The sequence below is a fragment of the Rhodococcus sp. IEGM1339 genome (assembly GCF_050321925.1).
Taxonomy (GTDB): Bacteria; Actinomycetota; Actinomycetes; order Mycobacteriales; family Mycobacteriaceae; genus Rhodococcus; species Rhodococcus pyridinivorans.
The window spans coordinates 50,028-68,176 of the sequence record NZ_JBNQFT010000005.1 but is presented as its reverse complement, the minus strand read 5'-3'; the positions used below and the strand labels follow the sequence as shown (position 1 = coordinate 68,176).

The following is an 18,149-nucleotide window of genomic DNA, read 5'->3' as shown; positions in this document are numbered from 1 at the left end:
TCGTCACTTCCTCTTCGTCAGGACGCCGATGTCACCGGGTCCGAGCAGATCGTGCATGTCCACCACGGCCCGTACCCCGCTATCGGGGTCGACGGGGTTCACGTCGCCGATGATCACCGCCTGGTTCTCACCGAGCGCGACGAGCCGGCCGAGCAGGGTGGCACGTTCGACGTCGTCGGCGATCCGATCGATCCGGCCCACCACCAGCAGTGGCGGACGCCGGGTGTTCGCCACCGAGATCCGCAGGAGCAGTTGCTGGAGTTCGGGGAGGTCGTCGACGAACGCCTCGAGCGGTGGCAGCGGTACGTCGCCGAAGATCTCCTCGCACATCTCGGCGATACCGTCCTCACGGACCCGCGGAACGAACTTGTACCACGGGGAATCCCACCGCTTCTGCTCGGTGACGAGATCGCGCACGGTGACCGACGGGCGCACCTCGTCGAGCTCGTTCATGCACGCAATCGCCGACCGCGCGATGATCTTCTGCGGTCTGTCCTCGCCGAGAACCGTCAGCGATCCCCGGGTCAGTCGCATGCGACCGCACAGAGCCATGAGCAACGCGGTACGCGCAGCACCGGCCTGCGCGGCCAGAACCGTCACTCCCCCGGCGTCGAGGTCCAGGTCGAGGGGGCCGAAGACATGGCCCCAGGGTCCGTGGAGTTCGATCCCGCGCGCCGACACGAGTGTGCCCGGCGTCTGCCGGGCAGTTGCCCGCTGCACGACCGGAGCGCCGTACGGCGGAGTCCCGACATCATCCGGTTCGGCTGTGCCCACCGGCGTGCCGCCGTAGTTTCCGTCCACGACGAAGGGATCCTCGAGCTGCTCGTCCGACAACTCGTCCCAGGCCTCTGCGTCGCTGTGCTGCCCGTAGTGAGTCACCGACTGTCCTTGCGCCGAGCGAGTGGGGTGTGGTGCCGTGTCCGATGCGCTGCCACGGTCACAGGCTGTTCTTGACGACGTGGCCGTTCTTCACGATGACCGACAGGTTCTTTGCCGGATCGGCGATCAGACTCAGATCCTCGAGCGGGTTGCCGTCGACGAGGAGCACGTCCGCCCAGGCGCCCTTGTCGATCACACCCCATCGGGCCTGACGGTAGGGATCGCGTTCGCCTGCGAGCCGGAACAGTTCGGCGTTTCCGAAGGTGAGCATCCGCAGCGCGTCGAGGTTGCTGTAGTGGTCGCCGAGCCGCGCGGCCATCTCGCTCTGGCGCGGCGCGATCTGCGGCTCGAGCAGCAGGTCGGTTCCCCAGGCCGTCTTCACGCCGTGCTTCTGCGCCCACTCGTAGACGTGGTCGGTGCCGGTGCAGATCTGCTTGTCCTTCTCCGCGCGATCCGGGTCGGGATAGTGGTGGTCGCCGAGCGCGAAAGGCTGCATCGACAACCACACCTCCTTCTCCGCGAGCAGTGCGACGGTCTCCTCGTCGGCGAGGTGGCCGTGCTCGATCGACTTCACCCCGGCCGCGACCGCGCGGCGGATCCCGGTGACGTTGTAGACGTGGGTGGCCACGTACGTGCCGTAGTCGGATGCGGCCTGGACGGCGGCACGCAGTTCTCTGTCGATGAACTGGACGGTGTACAGCGGGTCGTACATGGACGCCGCTCCGCCGCCGACCATCAGCATGATCTGCGATGCACCTTTCTTGAGTTGCTCGCGCACGGCTGCGAGGACCCGGTCCTCACCATCTGCGACCCGCATGAAGCCGATCTGTTCGGCGCGGGCCTGATCCCCACCGAGGGCTGTAGGGCATTCGTAGACGAAGCCGAAGTCGCCGTGCCCGGACGTCTGCGAGATCGCGGCCTGGGACGGGTAGATGCGGGGACCGTCGAACAATCCCCGGTCGATCACCGATTTGATGCTGCCGGTGTCACCGGCCATGTCGCGGACGGCGGTGAAGCCGCGCAGCAGCATGTTGCGGGCCTCGGCGAGGCCGTTGAGCGCGATGTGCGCTTCGCTGCCCATCACCATGTCGATGTAGGAGTTCGCGTTACCGACGAGGTGGACGTGCGCGTCGGACATGCCGGGCATGAGGACCCGCCCGCCGCCGTCGATCACGTCGGTCTCGCGGCCGGGTTCGTCGCCGATCGGCGATTCGGATACGGCGACGATGCGGTCTCCGTCGATCAGTACGTCGCCGGTGACGAGCTCTCCGGAAACTCCGTCGAAAACTCGCACATTACGAAAAAGAAGGCGCTGAGTGGACTTACCGGTTTCCGTCATGGCTGGGACGCTAACGCGCATCGAACACGACTTCCGACCAACAGAAAGGATCCCGAACCAATTCACCCCAACCGTTCACCCTTTTCGAAAGTTCGTTCTGAACTGCACCTATTCGATCGGATAGTTCCTTTTGAAAACACACAAACTTCCGATCTCCGACTTGCACTGCGCCAATGCTGATTCACCCGACATTGCGCATGCAGTCCTGGGGTTCGTCATCGGCGCCGCCCTGTTCGCATTGGGTTCGGCGCCCGGAATTGCGACGCTTCTCGGCACCGCCGGTGCAAATACTTCGTTCTTCGTGGGTTCCTGGTTCTTCACGGGTGCAGCATTCGTCCAATTGATGCTCAGTGGGCCGGCCACCGTCACGGACAAGGGCAGCCCGGCGATCCGCGCCGACTGGCTCGCGTCGCTGATCCAGTTCATCGGTACGCTGCTGTTCAACGTCAGCACGGGAGCCGCACTGCACGCCCACACCGTCAAGGGTGAGAAGCACCTGGTGTGGAACCCCAATCTCGAAGGTTCCCTGTGCTTTCTGGTGTCGAGCGCGATCGCGTGTGCAGTCCTCTGGCGAGCGGGCTCGCATTGGGCGCCGCGCTCGAAGGACTGGATCAGCGGGTGGCTGAACATGCTCGGGTCGATCGCTTTCGGGGTCTCCGCCGTCGGTTCGTTCGTCCTCGACGACGGAAACACTCTCGACCCGAGCCTTGCCAACACCGGCACGTTCGTCGGGGCGATCTGCTTCCTGCTCGCCGCGGCGGTATTCCTCGGAAGGCGCAGCGCCGAGGAACCGGAATCCGCAACGGCCTCCTGAGAATCCGCGGGCAGGGCACCTCCCGGCGGAGAGCGTCTCAGTTCTCCCCTTCGCGCCCTTCGAGATAGGCGCGAGCGGCGTCGGGCCCCTCGTCGAGCAGGATCCGGAAACCGTCCTCGTCGAGCACGGGTACTCCGAGATCGGCGGCCTTGTCGGCCTTCGAACCCGGGTTGTCGCCGATGACGACGAAAGCCGTCTTCTTCGACACCGATCCGGCGGCCTTGCCTCCGCGCGCGAGGACGGCCTCCTTGGCCTGGTCGCGGGAGAATCCCGCGAGCGTGCCCGTAACCACGATCGACAGTCCTTCGAGGGTTCGCGGGATCGATTCGTCGCGTTCGTCGGCCATCCGCACACCCGCTGCCGCCCACTTGTCGACGATCGCGACGTGCCAATCGACGGTGAACCAGTCGGTCACCGCCGCGGCGATCGTCGGTCCGACGCCCTCGACGGCCGCGAGCTCGTCGACGGACGCGGCCCGGATCCGGTCGAGGCTGCCGAACTCGGTGGCCAGCGCACGCGCAGCGGTCGGTCCGACGTGCCGGATGGACAGGGCGACCAGCACGCGCCAGAGCGGCTGTTCCTTCGCCTTGTCGAGGTTCTGCAGCAGACGTTCGCCGTTCTTCGACAGCACGCCCTTGGTGGTGCGGAAAAACGGGATGCGTTCGAGGTCTTCCTTCGTGAGCGAGAACAGGTCGCCCTCGTCGGCGATGATCTTCCCCTCGAGCAGCGCCGTGGCCGCCTCGTAGCCGAGGGCTTCGATGTCGAACGCTCCCCTGCCCGAGACGTGGAAGACCCGCTCGCGCAATTGCGCCGGGCACGACCGCGAGTTGGGGCAGCGCAGGTCGACGTCGCCCTCCTTCGCCGGGGCGAGGGTGGTACCGCATTCGGGGCACTGCGTGGGCATCTCGAAGGCGTACTCGGAACCGTCGCGCAGGTCGACGACCGGGCCGAGGACCTCCGGGATCACGTCGCCGGCCTTGCGGATGACCACGGTGTCGCCGATGAGCACGCCTTTGCGCTCCACCTCGGACGCGTTGTGCAGCGTCGCCAGCGAGACGGTGGACCCGGCGACGGTGACCGGCTCCATGTAGGCGAAGGGGGTCACGCGTCCGGTGCGCCCGACACTGACGCGGATGTCGAGGAGCTTGGTGGTGACCTCCTCCGGCGGGTACTTGTAGGCGATCGCCCACCGTGGGGCGCGGGACGTGGCACCGAGGCGTCGGTGCAGCCCCATGTCGTCGATCTTGACCACCAGGCCGTCGATCTCATGTTCGATGTCGTGGCGGTGTTCGCCCCAGTAGCGCATCCGCTCGACGACCGCCTCGGCGCCCTGCACGCGAACAGTGTGCGGTGAGACGGGCAGGCCCCAGGCCGCGAAGGCCGCGTAGGCGTCGGATTGCGAGCGGGGTTCGAAGCCCTCCATGCGGCCGTAGCCGTGGCAGTACATGCGCAGACGCCGGCGCGCGGTGACGGCCGGGTTCTTCTGCCGCAGGGAACCGGCGGCGGAATTGCGGGGATTCGCGAAGGGCGGCTTGCCTTCGGCCACCAGCCCGGCGTTGAGGGTCTGGAAGTCCTCGAGCCGGAAGAACACCTCGCCGCGCACTTCGAGCAACGTCGGGATCGGGTATTCGGCGGTGCCGGTGAGCTTTTCGGGAACGTCGTCGATCGTGCGGGCGTTGAGGGTGACGTCCTCCCCGGTGCGTCCGTCGCCGCGGGTGGCCGCGCGGACGAGTTTGCCGTTCTCGTAGACGAGGCTGAGCGCCACGCCGTCGATCTTCACCTCGCACAGATAATCGGGGTGAGTGCCGGTCTCGACCTCGGCGCGCGAGAGCCACGCGCGCAGTTCGTCCTCGTCGAAGACGTTGTCGAGGCTGAGCATCCGTTCGAGATGCTCGACGGCACCGAATTCGGTGGCGAAGCCGCCGCCGACCAGCTGGGTGGGCGAATCCGGCGTGCGGAGTTCGGTGTACTGATCCTCGAGTGCCTGCAGTTCGCCGAGGAGCGCGTCGAACTGACCGTCGGAGATGATGGGGGCGTCGCGCACGTAATAACGGAACTGATGCTCGCGCACCTGTTCGGCGAGATCCTGCCAGCGCTCACGCGCCTCCGGAGGAGCGGTGATGGGTGCGTCCGTCGGTTCACTCACAGCCTGCAAGCCTAGTCGAGGGGACCGACCGGAATACTCAGAGCGTGTCGGCTTCCTCAGCGAAGGCCGACGCGACGTCGCGCAACGAACGCAGAGCGGCCCGTGCCCCCTCCGTGGAGGCCGAGGCCAGCCCGCAGACCGGGCTCACCGCCACCGATTGCAGCACCTTCCTGGGGAACCCGAGCCGGTCGATCAGCTCGACCGCCGGTGCCGCGTACTCGCGCCAGCCCGTCGAGGCCGGTGCGGTGGCGGGCACGAGTCCGAGTATCGGGACCGTGCCCGAGTCGAACAGTTCCCCGAGTCCGTCGAGGTCGGAGTGTCGCACGCATCCGACGTCGAAGGCCACAGCGTCGGCAGCGCTGCGCCGCAGGAAGTCGGCCGGGAAGGTGCCCGCGCAGCAGTGCACCGCGACGGAGAGCCCAGTGCCCCGAATCGTCGTGTCGAGCACGTCCAGCGCTTCCGGGTCCGGCACGGCAGGGACGGTCTCGAGGACGGTCCGGCCCTTCAGCGTTCCGGCGAGCACATCCGGCAGCGACGGTTCGTCGAGTTGCGCGACCACCTGAACCCCGAGCCGGCGGGTGATCTCGGCGGCGTGTCGGGCCAGGCCCTCCGCGAGCGATTCGGCCAGGTCGCGAACGGCGCCGCGGTCGGTGAGCACCCGGCGTCCCGTGGCGAGTTCGACGTGGGCGGCGAGGGTGAGCGGCCCGGCAGCCTGCACCTTCACGGGGCGGCCGGCATCCAGCCCGGCGCGTTCCCAGGCCTCCTCGAGCGCATCGAGGTCCTGGGCGAGCAGGTCGCGCGCCCGGGCGGCCACACCGCCGCGTCGCGACACGAGGCGGTAGCCAGTGGTCGAGGTGTCGAGGTACATGTCGACGAGCAGGGCGCTGACCCGCCCGATCATGTCGGCACCGAGGCCGCGTGCCGGCAGTTCGACGAGGTGGGGCAGATCGGTGAGTTCGCCGACGACGACCGCCGCGGCCTCGCGCGGGTCCGTCCCGGGCCACGAACCGATGCCTGTCGCGAGACCGGACCACACCTCGCGGCCGGTGGCAGGTGCCGTCACCGGTCCCCTGCCGCGATGGTTCCACTGCCGAGGACGATGTCGCCCGCAGCGTCGGACCGGTACAGCACGGCGGCCTGACCGGCGGCGACACCGGTGAGCGGTTCGCGCAGCGAGATCTCGATGCCCGGACCCACCGCTTCGGCGACGGCCGGGGCCAGGCCGCCGTGAGCGCGGACCTGGACGACGCACTCGATCGGTCCGACAGGAGCGGTGCCGGAGGTCCATACGGCGCGCTCGGCGCGGATCGACTCGACCTTCAGCTGTTCGGCGCTGCCGACCCGGACGGTGCCGCTCTCCGGTTCGATCGCGGTGACGTAGCGGGGGCGTCCGTCCGGTCCGGGCCCGGCGATACCGAGTCCCTTGCGCTGGCCGATGGTGAAACCGTGCACGCCCTCGTGCTGCGCGAGCACCTCACCCGAACGGTCGTCCACGACGGCGCCGGGACGCACACCGATGCGGGCACCGAGGAAGGCGCGGGTGTCGCCCGACGGGATGAAGCAGATGTCGTGGCTGTCGGGCTTGTTCGCCACAGCGAGTCCGCGCTCGGCGGCCTCCTCGCGGATCCGGCTCTTGGGGGTGTCGCCGACGGGGAACACCGCGCGCGACAACTGCTGCGCCGTGAGCACGGCGAGTACGTACGACTGGTCCTTGTCGGCGTCGACGGCGCGGCGCAGCACCCCGTCGTTCAACTGCGCGTAGTGACCGGTGGCGACGGCGTCGAAGCCGAGCGCGACGGCACGGTCGGCCAGCGCCGAGAACTTGATCTTCTCGTTGCAACGCAGGCACGGGTTCGGGGTCTCACCGGCGGCATAGGACGCGACGAAGTCGTCGATCACGTCCTCCTTGAAGCGGTCTGCGAAATCCCAGACGTAGAAGGGAATTCCGAGCACGTCGGCGGCGCGGCGAGCATCGCCGGCGTCCTCCTTCGAGCAGCATCCGCGCGAGCCGGTGCGCAGTGTGCCCGGCGCGGCCGACAACGCGAGATGCACTCCCACGACGTCGTGTCCGGCCTCGACCATGCGGGCGGCGGCGACCGCCGAGTCCACACCGCCGCTCATTGCCGCAAGAATCCTCATCTCCGGTCACCTCCTCGTCCACCGGCGCTCGCCAGTCCGGCGGCGCGAGCCCTGTCCACCACGGAAGGGAGAGTTTCGATCAGTTTGTCGATGTCACTGCGGGTTGTGTTGTGCCCCAACGAGAATCGGAGCGAACCGCGTGCCGTGATCGGGTCCGCCCCCATCGCGACGAGTACGTGACTCGCGCGCGCGACCCCGGCGGTGCACGCCGAACCGGTCGAGCATTCGATACCGGCCGCGTCGAGCAACATCAGCAGCGAGTCGCCTTCGCATCCGGGGAACGTGAAGTGCGCGTTGTTGGGCAGTCGTCCGACCTCGCGAGGACCGTTGAGGATCGCGTCGGGGATCGCCGCCTCGACACCCGCGACAAGAAGATCGCGCAGGTGCGCGAGTTCGGCGGTGCGGCCGGGCAGATCCGAGGTGACCTCGCGCAACGCCGCGGCCATCGCCACGATGGACGCGGTGTCCTGCGTCCCGGACCGCACGTCGCGTTCGTGGCCCCCACCGTGGGCGAGCGGCACGCACGGTACCTGCCTGCCGAGCAGCAGCGCTCCCACTCCCTGCGGACCACCGAACTTGTGAGCGGCCAGGGTCAGTGCCGACAGTCCGCTCGCGGTGAAATCGACTGGGAGATGCGCGACCGCCTGCACGGCGTCGCTGTGCATCGGGACGTCGAACTCGGCGGCGACCGCAGCGAGTTCGGTGATCGGCATGACGGTGCCGACCTCGTTGTTCGCCCACATCACGGACACGAGGGCGACCTCGTCGGCGTGGCGCGAGAGTTCCTCGCGGAGCGTGGTGGGATCGACGCGGCCGGAGCCGTCCACCGGCAGCCACGTGACCTGGGCATCCTCGTGCTCGACGAGCCATTCGACGGCGTCGAGCACGGCGTGGTGTTCGACCGCGCTCGCGAGGATCCGGCGACGCCGGGGGTCCTGGGCGCGGCGACCCCAATAGATGCCCTTGACGGCCAGATTGTCGCCCTCGGTGCCACCGGAGACGAAGATCACCTCGGAGGGCCGGGCGCCGAGGGCGGCCGCAATCGACTCCCGCGACTCCTCGACGCGCCGGCGCGCTGCGCGCCCCGATCCGTGCAGGGAGGACGCGTTTCCGACGGTGGCGAGGACCGACGTCATCGCCTCGACGGCCGCAGGAAGCATCGGCGACGTCGCGGCGTGATCGAGGTAGACGGTCGTGGAGGTACCGGAGGGACCGGCGGCGGGCGAGGTCATGACCGATCCAGGATAGCGGGTCGGCGCAGGTGCCCGCCGCGCTCAGGGGGGTCGCCCGTCAGGCGGCGTCCACGGTCCGTGCCGTTCCACCGGCCGGTGAGCCGCCGACCGGCAGGAATGTCACGGCCTCGACCGGGCGCTCGGCACGGACCGCGCGGGCGCATCGGGCTGCGAGATCGTGCCGGTCCCGACCCGGATGTTCGAGCGGAGCGAGCACGACTTCGACGACGACACCGCGGTTCCGGATCATCCGCCGGATCGAGGAACCGATCGTCTCGTCACCGACGAAGGCCGGCGCGGCGGTGAGGTCTCCCCCGCGCTCGCCGTATCGCAGGCCGACGGGCTGGACGGGGCACTGCGCGTCCACGGCCGCCTGCAGCAGGGCGGGGCGGAAACCGCCGTGGGACCGTCCGCATCGCGTCGTGCCCTCGGGGAAGACGGCGACGCACCCGCCCTCCAGCAAGCGGGTGCGTACTCGCTCGATCACGGCGGGCAGCAGTCGCAGTCGTTCCCGTTCGATGGGGATGACACGCATCCGGCGTGCGAGCGCGCCCAGCAGGCCCCAGTCGAGCAGGTCCGCTCGTGCGACGAACTCCGCGGGAGCGACTGCGGTGAGGACGAGGACATCCGTCCACGAGATGTGCGGTGCAACGACGAGCACGCCCCCTGCGCGCGCCCGTCGGTCACGCCGATCGTCGATCGTCGGACGGATGCCTACGCACCACAACAACAGGCGCGCACTGCGCCGCACCGTGCTCTCCCGACGCGCCGCGGGAATCATCCGTCCTGCCAGCAGGAGCGGCACCACCGTCAGCACGACCGCGACCGTCGCGATGCGCAACCACACCGTCGGCAGACCCACACGATCCGTCCCGTCCGGCAGGCACCGGATCCCGCACGGACTCGACGGCATCCACGCGTGCACCCGTGTCGTACCGACCCGAGTCACCGCGACCCCCGCTCGGCACGCTCGGCGGCCGCGCGCAGGCGGGCGAGATAGCGGGTGTCCGCCCGGTCCACGGCTAGTATCGCGACGAAGTCGGCGACCCCGAAGTCCGGATCGTGGGCCGGTTCACCACAGATCCGGGCACCGAGCCGCAGGTATCCGCGCAGGAGCGGCGGGACCTCGGGACGCGGCAACGGAGCGATCTCGTCGAGCGGGTGGCCTTCGACCATCACGGGATTCAGCGGTCGGACCCGCGCTGCGGGTTCGACGGCGTGTCGTTCGAGCAGCAGGTCGCGCACGGCCCGAACGTTCGACGCCTCGGGTTCGTCGGGCGTCGTGCGCATGGGCACCGAGACGCATCCGACGACCTCGTTGTGTCCGGTCGCCTCGAGATAGTGCAGGATGCCGGCCCACATCAGGGTGAGGACCGATCCGGAACGGTGGGCTGGATCGACGCAGGCCCTGCCCATCTCCACCAGGCCGCGCCCGTGTGGGTCGAGTGCGGAGAGATCGAATTCGGTGGCGGTGTAGTACCCACCGGCCTCGCGGGCGGCTTCGGGCGGCAGCATCCGGTAACAGCCGACGACGTCGTCGGTGACCCGATCGCGCACCAGCACGTGGTCGCAGAACTCGTCGAACCGGTCGGCGTCGGATCCGCCCCCCGCGTCGGGGATCCGGAAGCCGGGTTCACCGGAGAAAACCCGGTACCGAAGGCGTTGCGCAGCTAGGCGATCCGACGCTTCCGTCGACACGACGAGGGAGTAGCGGGGGCCGGACAGGACGGGAGCGGTGAACCCACTCGGGCGGTACAGCACCGGCGATGTGGTCATGCCCCAAGGTGTAACGACCGTGGGAGGCGCGCCGGCGGCGACGGGGTGTCGCGGCGATGCATCGCCGATGAACACTCCCGCAGAATGCACGCGGCCCCGCTCCTTTCGAAGGAGCGGGGCCGCGCAGGGATCGATCTGCCGGAGCGGATCAGCCCTTGTGCTTCTTGACCTCCTCGGTCAGCTGCGGAGCGACGTTGAACAGGTCGCCGACGACGCCGTAGTCCGCGATCTCGAAAATCGGGGCCTCTTCGTCCTTGTTGACGGCGACGATGGTCTTCGACGTCTGCATGCCGGCGCGGTGCTGGATGGCGCCGGAGATGCCGAGCGCGACGTACAGCTGCGGGGAGACCGTCTTACCGGTCTGACCGACCTGGAACTGGCCCGGGTAGTAGCCCGAGTCGACGGCGGCGCGGGAAGCACCGACGGCGGCACCGAGCGAGTCGGCGAGCTCCTCGACGACGGAGAACTTGTCGGCCGAACCGACACCGCGGCCACCGGAGACGACGATCGACGCCTCGGTCAACTCCGGACGGTCGCCGCCTACGATCGGATCGCGCGAGACGATCTTCACGGCGTTCTCTTCCTGGGCCGGAACCTCGACGGCCACACGCTCGGCGGCGGCAGCCTCGGGCTTGGCCTCGATGGCGCCCGGGCGGATGGAGATCACGGGGACCTCACCGTTGGCCTTGGCGTCGACGGTGAACGCGCCACCGAAGATCGAGTGCACGGCGGAGCCGTCGGCCTTGACGTCGACGACATCGACGAGCAGACCGGAGCCGATGCGGGCGGCGAGGCGGCCCGACACCTCCTTGCCCTCGACGGACGCGGCGGTGATGACGGCGGCGGGGCTGGTGGACTCGACGAGCGACGCGAGGACGTCGACCTTCGGGGTCACCAGGTAGTTGTCGACGTCTTCTGACTCGGCGGCGTAGACCTTGACCGCACCGGCGGCGGCGAGGGCGTCCTGCAGCGCGTCGGCGGTGCCGGGGGCACCTGCGACGACGGCCGAGGGCTCGCCGAGCACACGCGCGGCGGTGATGAGTTCGGTGGTGACCTTCTTGAGCGCGCCCTCGGCATGCTCGACGAGCACGAGTACTTCTGCCATTACTACTTCTCTCCTAGATATGTCAGATGTTGTCGCGGGGCGCGATCAGATGATCTTCTGGCCGACCAGGTACTGAGCGATCTTGCTGCCGCCGTCGCCCTCGTCGGTGACGCGCTCACCCGCGGTGCGCGGGGGCTTCGGAGTCACACCGGTGACGGTGGACGCAGCGTTCGCAACACCGAAGATCTCGGGATCGAGACCGATGTCGGCGAGGGTGAGGGTCTGAACTTCCTTCTTCTTCGCGGCCATGATGCCCTTGAAGGAGGGGAAGCGGGGCTCGTTGATCTTCTCGGTGACCGAGACGATGGCGGGGAGCGGAGCCTCGATGCCGAAGACGCCCTCGTCGGTCTCGCGCTCGCCGGAGGCCTTGCCGTCCGCGATCGTGAGCTTGCGCAGGTGCGTCAGGTGAGGCAGGCCCAGGTACTCGGCGATGATCGCGGGCACGGCGCCCACGCGACCGTCGGTGGCCTCGTTACCGGCGATGACCAGCTCGACACCCTCGATCTGGCCGAGCGCAGCGGCGATCGCGTACGCGGTCTGGATCGAGTCGGAGCCGTGCATGGCGGGATCGTTGAGGTGGATCGCCTTGTCGGCGCCCATGGACAGCGCCTTGCGGATGGCGTCGGTGGCGCGGTCCGGGCCGGCGGTCAGAACGGTGACCTCACCGCCGTCGCGCTCCTTGATGAGCAGAGCTTCCTCGACGGCGCGCTCGTTGATCTCGTCGAGCACGGCGTCGGCGGCCTCACGGTCGAGCGTGTAGTCGCCGTCGCTGAGCTTGCGCTCGGACCACGTGTCGGGGACCTGCTTGATCAAAACGACGATGTTCGTCATGGGTCTGCGTCGACCTCCTGTGTGTAGCTGCCTTTGGTCGGCAAGGCGCTGCCTGAACCGAGCACTCGTGTCTTTCGCACGGCGTGTGCGATAGATTATCAGCCGCTAAGTTACCAGTCAGTAACTTGACGGGATTCCCGGTTCACCATAGCCGTACGGAAGGACGACGAAACCTGTGATCTGGAACACCGGAGACCACCCCTCCGGGGAGAGGTCTAATGTCGTGGCGGTGAGCGACACCCCCGCCCGCGCCGATGACGCGCACGCCCTCCCCCTCACCGGCGAACGGACGGTCCCCGGCATCGCCGAGGAGAACTACTGGTTCCGACGTCACGAGGTCGTCTACCAGAACTTTCTCCCCCGTTGCGTGAACCGGGCCGTGCTCGAGGCCGGCGCCGGCGAAGGCTACGGGGCCGACATGATCGCCGATGTGGCGACGCGCGTGATCGGCCTCGACTACGACGAGAGCGCCGTCGCACACATCCGCGCGCGCTACCCCCGCGTGGACATCCGGCACGGAAACCTCGCCGAACTTCCCCTCGAGGACGAATCGGTCGATACGGTCGTGAACTTCCAGGTGATCGAGCATTTGTGGGATCAGACACAGTTCCTACGCGAATGTCACCGCGTTCTCACCCCCGGCGGCGAATTGCTCATCAGTACTCCCAACCGGATCACCTTCTCCCCCGGCCGCGACACCCCGCTCAACCCCTTCCACACCCGTGAGCTGAACGCCGCCGAACTGACCGAACTGCTCGAGGACGCCGGCTTCCGCGTCGAACTCATGACCGGCGTGCACCACGGCCCCACGCTGCGCGCACTCGATGCCAAGCACGGCGGATCGTTCATCGACGCCCAGATCGAGCGCGCCCTCGCCGGGCAGCCGTGGCCGGACGATCTCACCGCCGACGTCGCGATGGTCTCCACCGACGACTTCGCCATCGTCCCCGAGAACATCGATGCGAGCCTCGATCTGGTCGCGATCGCCGTGAAGGACCCCGCAGCGAAGGACACCGCTCCGTGAGTGCCGCATCGTCCCGCGAACCCGGGATGTTCGCGCTCGTCCTCCACTCCCACCTCCCGTGGCTCGCCCACCACGGCCGGTGGCCCGTCGGCGAGGAATGGCTCTACCAGTCGTGGGCAGCGACCTATCTGCCCGTCACCGACGTGCTGCGGCGGCTCGCCGCCGAAGGCCGAACCCGGATGCTCACACTCGGCATCACCCCGGTACTGGCCGCGCAACTCGACGACCCGCACTGCCTCGCCGGGATGCACCACTGGCTCGGCAACTGGCAACTGCGCGCGCACGAGGCGGCCGGCATGCGGGAGGAGTCCTACCGCGCACTCGGCGCCCGCGAGCACCGCGCCGCCACCGCGGCACTGGAGGACTTCGAAACCCAATGGCGCCACGGCGGATCCCCCGTCGTGCGGCAGCTGATCGACGCCGACGCGATCGAACTGCTCGGTGGGCCTCTCGCCCATCCGTTCCAGCCCCTCCTCGACCCGCGACTGCGCACCTTCTCGTTGTCCGAAGGTCTCGCCGACGCGCACGCCCGCTGGAACCATCGCCCCCGCGGCATCTGGGGCCCGGAATGCGGTTACACGCCGGGCATGGAGAACGATTACGCCGCAGCGGGAGTCGAGCACTTCATGGTCGACGGTCCTGCGCTGCGCGGCGACACCTCGCTCGGCCGCACGGTCCGCGACTCGGACGTCGTGTGTTTCGGCCGCGACCTGCAGGTCTCGTACCGGGTGTGGTCGCCGAAGTCCGGCTATCCCGGCCACTCCGCCTACCGCGACTTCCACACCTACTGCCACGACACCGGACTCAAACCGTCCCGCGTCACGGGCCGCACGGTGCCCTCGCACGAGAAGGCGCCCTACGATCCCGAACTCGCGTCGCACGCCGTCGACCGGCACGTCGCCGACTTCGTCGAGACCGTCCGGCAGCGATTGCACAGCGAATCCGGCCGCATCGGCCGGGACGCACTCGTCGTCGCGGCCTTCGACACGGAACTGTTCGGCCACTGGTGGTTCGAAGGTCCGATCTTCCTCGAACGACTGCTCCGCGCGCTTCCCGAGGCCGGCATCGAGGTGGGAACCCTCGCCGATGCCCGCGACCGCGGGTACGTCGGCGCCTCCGTCGATCTCGAGAATTCGTCGTGGGGTTCGGGCAAGGACTGGCGGGTCTGGGCCGGCGACCAGGTCGCCGATCTCGTGCGTCTCAACGACGAGGTGGTGCGCACGACCCTCGACAGCATCGACAAGTCCCGCGAGCAGAGCATGTCGTCGGTCGCGCTCCGCAACCGCGTGCACGACCAGATGGTGCGCGAAGCACTGCTGACGGTCTCCAGCGACTGGGCGTTCATGGTCAGCAAGGACACCGCCGCCGCCTATGCCCGCGACCGCGCGCACAAACACGCCCACGCCCTGCGTGAGATCGCCGAGGCGGTCGACTCCGGACGCACCGAGACGGCACGGCGTCTGGCCGACGGATGGAACCGCGCCGACAATCTCTTCCCAGGACTCGACGCCCGACGACTGCCCGGACGCCACGGAGGCCCGCGATGAAGATTCTGCTCGTCTCATGGGAGTACCCACCCGTCGTCGTTGGCGGCCTGGGCAGACACGTCCATCATCTCGCCACCGAACTCGCCGCGGCGGGCAACGAGGTGGTGGTGCTGTCACGTCGCCCGACCGGCACCGATGCGTCGACCCACCCCACGATCAGCCACATCGCCGACGGCGTGCTCGTGGTGGCGGTCGCGGAGGACGCACCCCACTTCGACTTCGGCGAGGACATGATCGCCTGGACGCTGGCGATGGGCCACGCGATGGTCCGCGCCGGGATCGGGCTGACCCGCGGCGGCATCGGCGAAGGTTGGTATCCGGACGTCGTCCACGCCCACGACTGGCTCGTCGCCCACCCCGCGATCGCGCTGGCCGAGTACTTCGACGTGCCGCTCGTGTCGACCCTGCACGCGACCGAGGCCGGTCGCCACAGCGGTTGGCTGTCGGGCCGGATCAACCGCCAGGTGCATTCCGTCGAGTGGTGGCTCGCCAACGAATCCGACCGTCTCATCACGTGTTCGGCGTCGATGCACGACGAGGTCACCGAGTTGTACGGTCCGGACCTGCCGGAGATCTCCGTGATCCGCAACGGCATCGACATCACCACCTGGTCGTACCGCGACCGCGAACCGCGTCCCGGGCCGGCACGACTGCTGTACGTCGGCCGCCTCGAATACGAGAAGGGTGTGCAGGACGCGATCGCCGCGCTCCCCCGCATCCGCCGCTCGCATCCCGGCACGACCCTCGTGGTCGCCGGTGAGGGCACCCAGTTCGAGTGGCTGCGCGAGCAGGCACGCGTACACCGCGTCGCACGCTCGGTGAGTTTCCTCGGCAACCTCGACCACACCGAACTGCTCGGCTGGCTGCACGGCGCCGACGCGATCGTGCTGCCGAGCCGCTACGAGCCGTTCGGCATCATCGCCCTCGAGGCCGCCGCAGCGGGTACCCCGCTCATCGCGTCCACCGCCGGCGGCCTGGGCGAAGCCGTGGTCGACGGGGTGACCGGACTGTCGTTCCGGCCCGGCGACGTGGCCGGACTCGTCTCGGCCGTCCGGGAAACCCTCGACGATCCCGAGGCCGCCCGAGTGCGCGCGCGGGCGGCCCGGGCACGACTGACCGACGACTTCGACTGGCGCCGCGTCGCCGAAGAAACCGCGCAGGTCTACTCGTCGGCGAAGCGGCGGGTGCGTCACCCGCTCGCACGCCCCACGGTCCCCCAACGTCCCCTCCCGGACCGCGAATGAACGAGCAGCACACGCTCCAAATCGAGCGCCTGGCACCGCACGAATCCGATATCGTCGCCGTCACCGCACTGCTCAACGCGGTCTACGCGGTGGCCGAGGACGGCATGTGGGTACCGGGCACCACACGGACCGACACGGACGAGATCACCCGATATGCGCGGGAGGGCAGCATTCGCATCGCCCGCTCGCACGGCCGGGTGGTCGGCTGTATCCGCGTGACCCCGGTCGACGCGACGACGGCCGAGTTCGGGATGCTCGCCTCCGACCCGACGGTCCGCGGCACTGGCGTCGGCCGCGTCCTGATCGACACCGTCGAGACGGAGTTCGCCGAGCGAGGTTTCGAGGCAATGCAACTCGAGGTGATCCGTCCGCGCGACACCTCACACGAGTCGAAGGTGTTCCTCGACCGGCTCTACACCCGGCTCGGGTACGTGCCGGAGGAGCCCGCGCCGCTCGATACGCGCCATCCGGAACTCGTTCCGGCTCTTGCGGTCCTATGTGAAACGGTCGTCTACCGGAAGCCACTGGGCCGACCCTGAGTCGACCTTCGACTCACGAGGTATCGGACAACTCGGCCGGAGCGAGCGGCGGCTGCCGATCGAACCACGGCCGGGCCTGTTCGAGTTCGCCTGCGAGGGCGAGGAGCACACTCTCCCCACCGAGTGGGCCGACGAACTGCACCCCGAGCGGCAGACCGGACACCGTCCAGTGCAACGGCACCGAGATCGCCGGGCGCCCGGTGATATTGGCCAGCTGCGTGTAGGGGGTGCGCCCCAGATTGTCGTCCACCACCCGGTCGATGAAACCGGCCCGGGTCGCGATCCACGCGGTGCGGGTACGCAGGAGCGCCTCGCCGGCACGCCGCATCCAGCGGGGCGTGTCGAGTTCGCCGATGCGCGACGGCGGGAAGGCGAGTGTCGGCGTGAGCAGCAGATCGTAGCGTTCGTGGAACTGCGCGAGACCGCTCGCGTACTCGGCCCAGCGGGCATGGGCCGCAATGTAGTCCGACGCCGAGGTCGCCTTGCCCACGGCGGCGATGATGCGGGTGTCGAACTCGAAGTCCTCGGGTCGTGCTCCGGTGAGGCGGCAGGCCTCGGCGACCTCCGCGGCAGCCGTGGCGAACCACATGATGAGGAAGTCCTCTGCGAGACGCCGTTCGTCGATACCCGTCGAGGCGGGTTCGACGTGATGGCCGAGTTCCTCGAGCACCGCGACGGCAGCGTCCACCGCGGCCTTCGCCTCCGGATCGACCGGCGTCCCGATCGGTGACGCGGTCTCGTATCCGATCCGCAACCGCTTCGGCGCCGAGCGCGCGGCCTCCGCGTACGACCGGGCACGCTCGACGAGATACGGCCCACCCGCGTACGGGCCCGCCATGACGTCGAGGAAGGCAGCGGCGTCGCGCACCGTCGGCAGATCACCCCGTTGGTAGCCGCGCCGTGCAGCGGTTCCCCGCCGCGCATACCGGTGGGCACGAGTCCGCGTCCGGGCTTCAGCCCGAGGAGCCCGCAGCAGGCGGCGGGAATGCGGATGGAGCCGCCGCCGTCGCTCGCTCCCGCCGCGGGAACGACGCCGGCCGCGACCGCCGCGGCGGAACCACCCGATGACCCGCCCGGCGTCACCGACGGATCCCACGGGTTTCGGGTGGCCCCGAACGCCTCGGGCTCGGTGATGCCCTTCGCCCCGAACTCGGGGGTGTTGGTCTTGGCGAACGGGACCAGGCCGGCTCCGAGCCACCGGTCGACGATCACCGAGTTCTCGTCCATCGGCAGGTCCGCGAGGACACGGGACCCGCACGAGGTCGGCTCACCGGCCAGATCCTGCCCCAGATCCTCGAGCAGGAACGGCACCCCGGCGAACGGACCGTCGAGCGGTTCGCGTACCAGGACACGGGCCTTGTCGTCGAGCCTGCGGACGACGGTGTTCAGTGTCGGTTCGACCGTGTCGAGCCGCGCGATCGCGGTCTCGAGCAACTCGCTCGCCGATACCTGCCCCGTCGCGACGAGTTCGGCCAGGCCGGTCGCGTCGTGACTCCGATACTCCGAGTAGTCCATCTGCTGTCCCCCGACAGTG

Annotated in this window: 15 protein-coding genes and 1 pseudogene; 5 read left to right on the top strand and 11 right to left on the bottom strand. The window is 68.9% G+C overall.

Features of this window, described 5'->3' with window-relative positions:
* Window positions 1-3: 3 nt before the first annotated feature.
* Window positions 4-879, bottom strand: a complete 876-nt coding sequence (locus ACQR3U_RS08345) for a hypothetical protein (protein WP_039586015.1) — start codon at window positions 877-879, stop codon at window positions 4-6.
* 58 nt (window positions 880-937) lie between these two features.
* On the bottom strand, window positions 938-2,173 hold the full coding sequence (locus ACQR3U_RS08340; RefSeq protein WP_428692119.1) for an amidohydrolase family protein: 1,236 nt from the start codon (window positions 2,171-2,173) through the stop codon (window positions 938-940).
* A 205-nt stretch (window positions 2,174-2,378) separates the two neighbouring features.
* Between ACQR3U_RS08340 and ACQR3U_RS08335 the strand changes: the two genes are divergently transcribed.
* Window positions 2,379-3,032 (top strand): hypothetical protein, encoded by a 654-nt coding sequence (locus ACQR3U_RS08335; protein WP_230810317.1) that lies wholly within the window; start codon window positions 2,379-2,381, stop codon window positions 3,030-3,032.
* A gap of 37 nt (window positions 3,033-3,069) precedes the next feature.
* On the opposite strand, the gene ligA is transcribed toward ACQR3U_RS08335, so the two are convergent.
* The 8 genes from ligA to ACQR3U_RS08295 form a co-directional block, all read right to left on the bottom strand.
* Complete coding sequence (ligA, locus tag ACQR3U_RS08330; RefSeq protein WP_006554557.1) at window positions 3,070-5,178, bottom strand: NAD-dependent DNA ligase LigA; 2,109 nt, start codon at window positions 5,176-5,178, stop codon at window positions 3,070-3,072.
* 37 nt (window positions 5,179-5,215) lie between these two features.
* Window positions 5,216-6,241, bottom strand: a complete 1,026-nt coding sequence (locus ACQR3U_RS08325) for a methionine synthase (RefSeq protein ID WP_230810316.1) — start codon at window positions 6,239-6,241, stop codon at window positions 5,216-5,218.
* Window positions 6,238-7,317 (bottom strand): tRNA 2-thiouridine(34) synthase MnmA, encoded by a 1,080-nt coding sequence (gene mnmA, locus ACQR3U_RS08320; protein ID WP_033097734.1) that lies wholly within the window; start codon window positions 7,315-7,317, stop codon window positions 6,238-6,240. The genes ACQR3U_RS08325 and mnmA overlap by 4 nt, the downstream gene beginning before the upstream one ends.
* Complete coding sequence (locus ACQR3U_RS08315) at window positions 7,314-8,549, bottom strand: cysteine desulfurase family protein (protein WP_230810315.1); 1,236 nt, start codon at window positions 8,547-8,549, stop codon at window positions 7,314-7,316. Before ACQR3U_RS08315 ends, mnmA begins: the two co-directional genes overlap by 4 nt.
* A gap of 58 nt (window positions 8,550-8,607) precedes the next feature.
* Window positions 8,608-9,411 carry a lysophospholipid acyltransferase family protein gene (locus ACQR3U_RS08310; RefSeq protein WP_006554561.1) on the bottom strand — a complete coding sequence of 268 codons (804 nt, stop codon included), beginning with the start codon at window positions 9,409-9,411 and terminating at the stop codon, window positions 8,608-8,610.
* Window positions 9,412-9,494: 83 nt separating this feature from the next.
* A complete protein-coding gene (locus tag ACQR3U_RS08305; protein WP_230810314.1) occupies window positions 9,495-10,325 on the bottom strand; it encodes a GNAT family N-acetyltransferase in 831 nt (276 codons plus the stop codon).
* 148 nt (window positions 10,326-10,473) lie between these two features.
* The gene (locus ACQR3U_RS08300) at window positions 10,474-11,430 is read right to left on the bottom strand and encodes an electron transfer flavoprotein subunit alpha/FixB family protein (protein WP_230810313.1); all 957 of its coding nucleotides are present in this window, start codon (window positions 11,428-11,430) and stop codon (window positions 10,474-10,476) included.
* A 45-nt stretch (window positions 11,431-11,475) separates the two neighbouring features.
* Window positions 11,476-12,261, bottom strand: coding sequence for an electron transfer flavoprotein subunit beta/FixA family protein (locus ACQR3U_RS08295; protein WP_019288406.1), 786 nt, complete (start codon window positions 12,259-12,261; stop codon window positions 11,476-11,478).
* A gap of 223 nt (window positions 12,262-12,484) precedes the next feature.
* Here ACQR3U_RS08295 and ACQR3U_RS08290 point away from each other — a divergent pair, with 223 nt between their 5' ends.
* From ACQR3U_RS08290 to ACQR3U_RS08275, 4 genes are read left to right on the top strand one after another with little or no spacing between them, the layout of a single operon-like run.
* Window positions 12,485-13,285, top strand: coding sequence for a class I SAM-dependent methyltransferase (locus ACQR3U_RS08290; protein ID WP_006554566.1), 801 nt, complete (start codon window positions 12,485-12,487; stop codon window positions 13,283-13,285).
* 26 nt (window positions 13,286-13,311) lie between these two features.
* On the top strand, window positions 13,312-14,832 hold the full coding sequence (locus ACQR3U_RS08285) for a 1,4-alpha-glucan branching protein domain-containing protein (protein WP_230810364.1): 1,521 nt from the start codon (window positions 13,312-13,314) through the stop codon (window positions 14,830-14,832).
* On the top strand, window positions 14,829-16,076 hold the full coding sequence (locus ACQR3U_RS08280) for a glycosyltransferase family 4 protein (RefSeq protein WP_230810312.1): 1,248 nt from the start codon (window positions 14,829-14,831) through the stop codon (window positions 16,074-16,076). Before ACQR3U_RS08285 ends, ACQR3U_RS08280 begins: the two co-directional genes overlap by 4 nt.
* A complete protein-coding gene (locus ACQR3U_RS08275; protein WP_230810311.1) occupies window positions 16,073-16,615 on the top strand; it encodes a GNAT family N-acetyltransferase in 543 nt (180 codons plus the stop codon). The genes ACQR3U_RS08280 and ACQR3U_RS08275 overlap by 4 nt, the downstream gene beginning before the upstream one ends.
* Before the next feature lie 13 nt (window positions 16,616-16,628).
* Here the strand turns inward: ACQR3U_RS08275 and ACQR3U_RS08270 are convergent.
* Window positions 16,629-18,130, bottom strand: a pseudogene (locus ACQR3U_RS08270) (amidase).
* Between the last annotated feature and the right edge of the window lie 19 nt (window positions 18,131-18,149).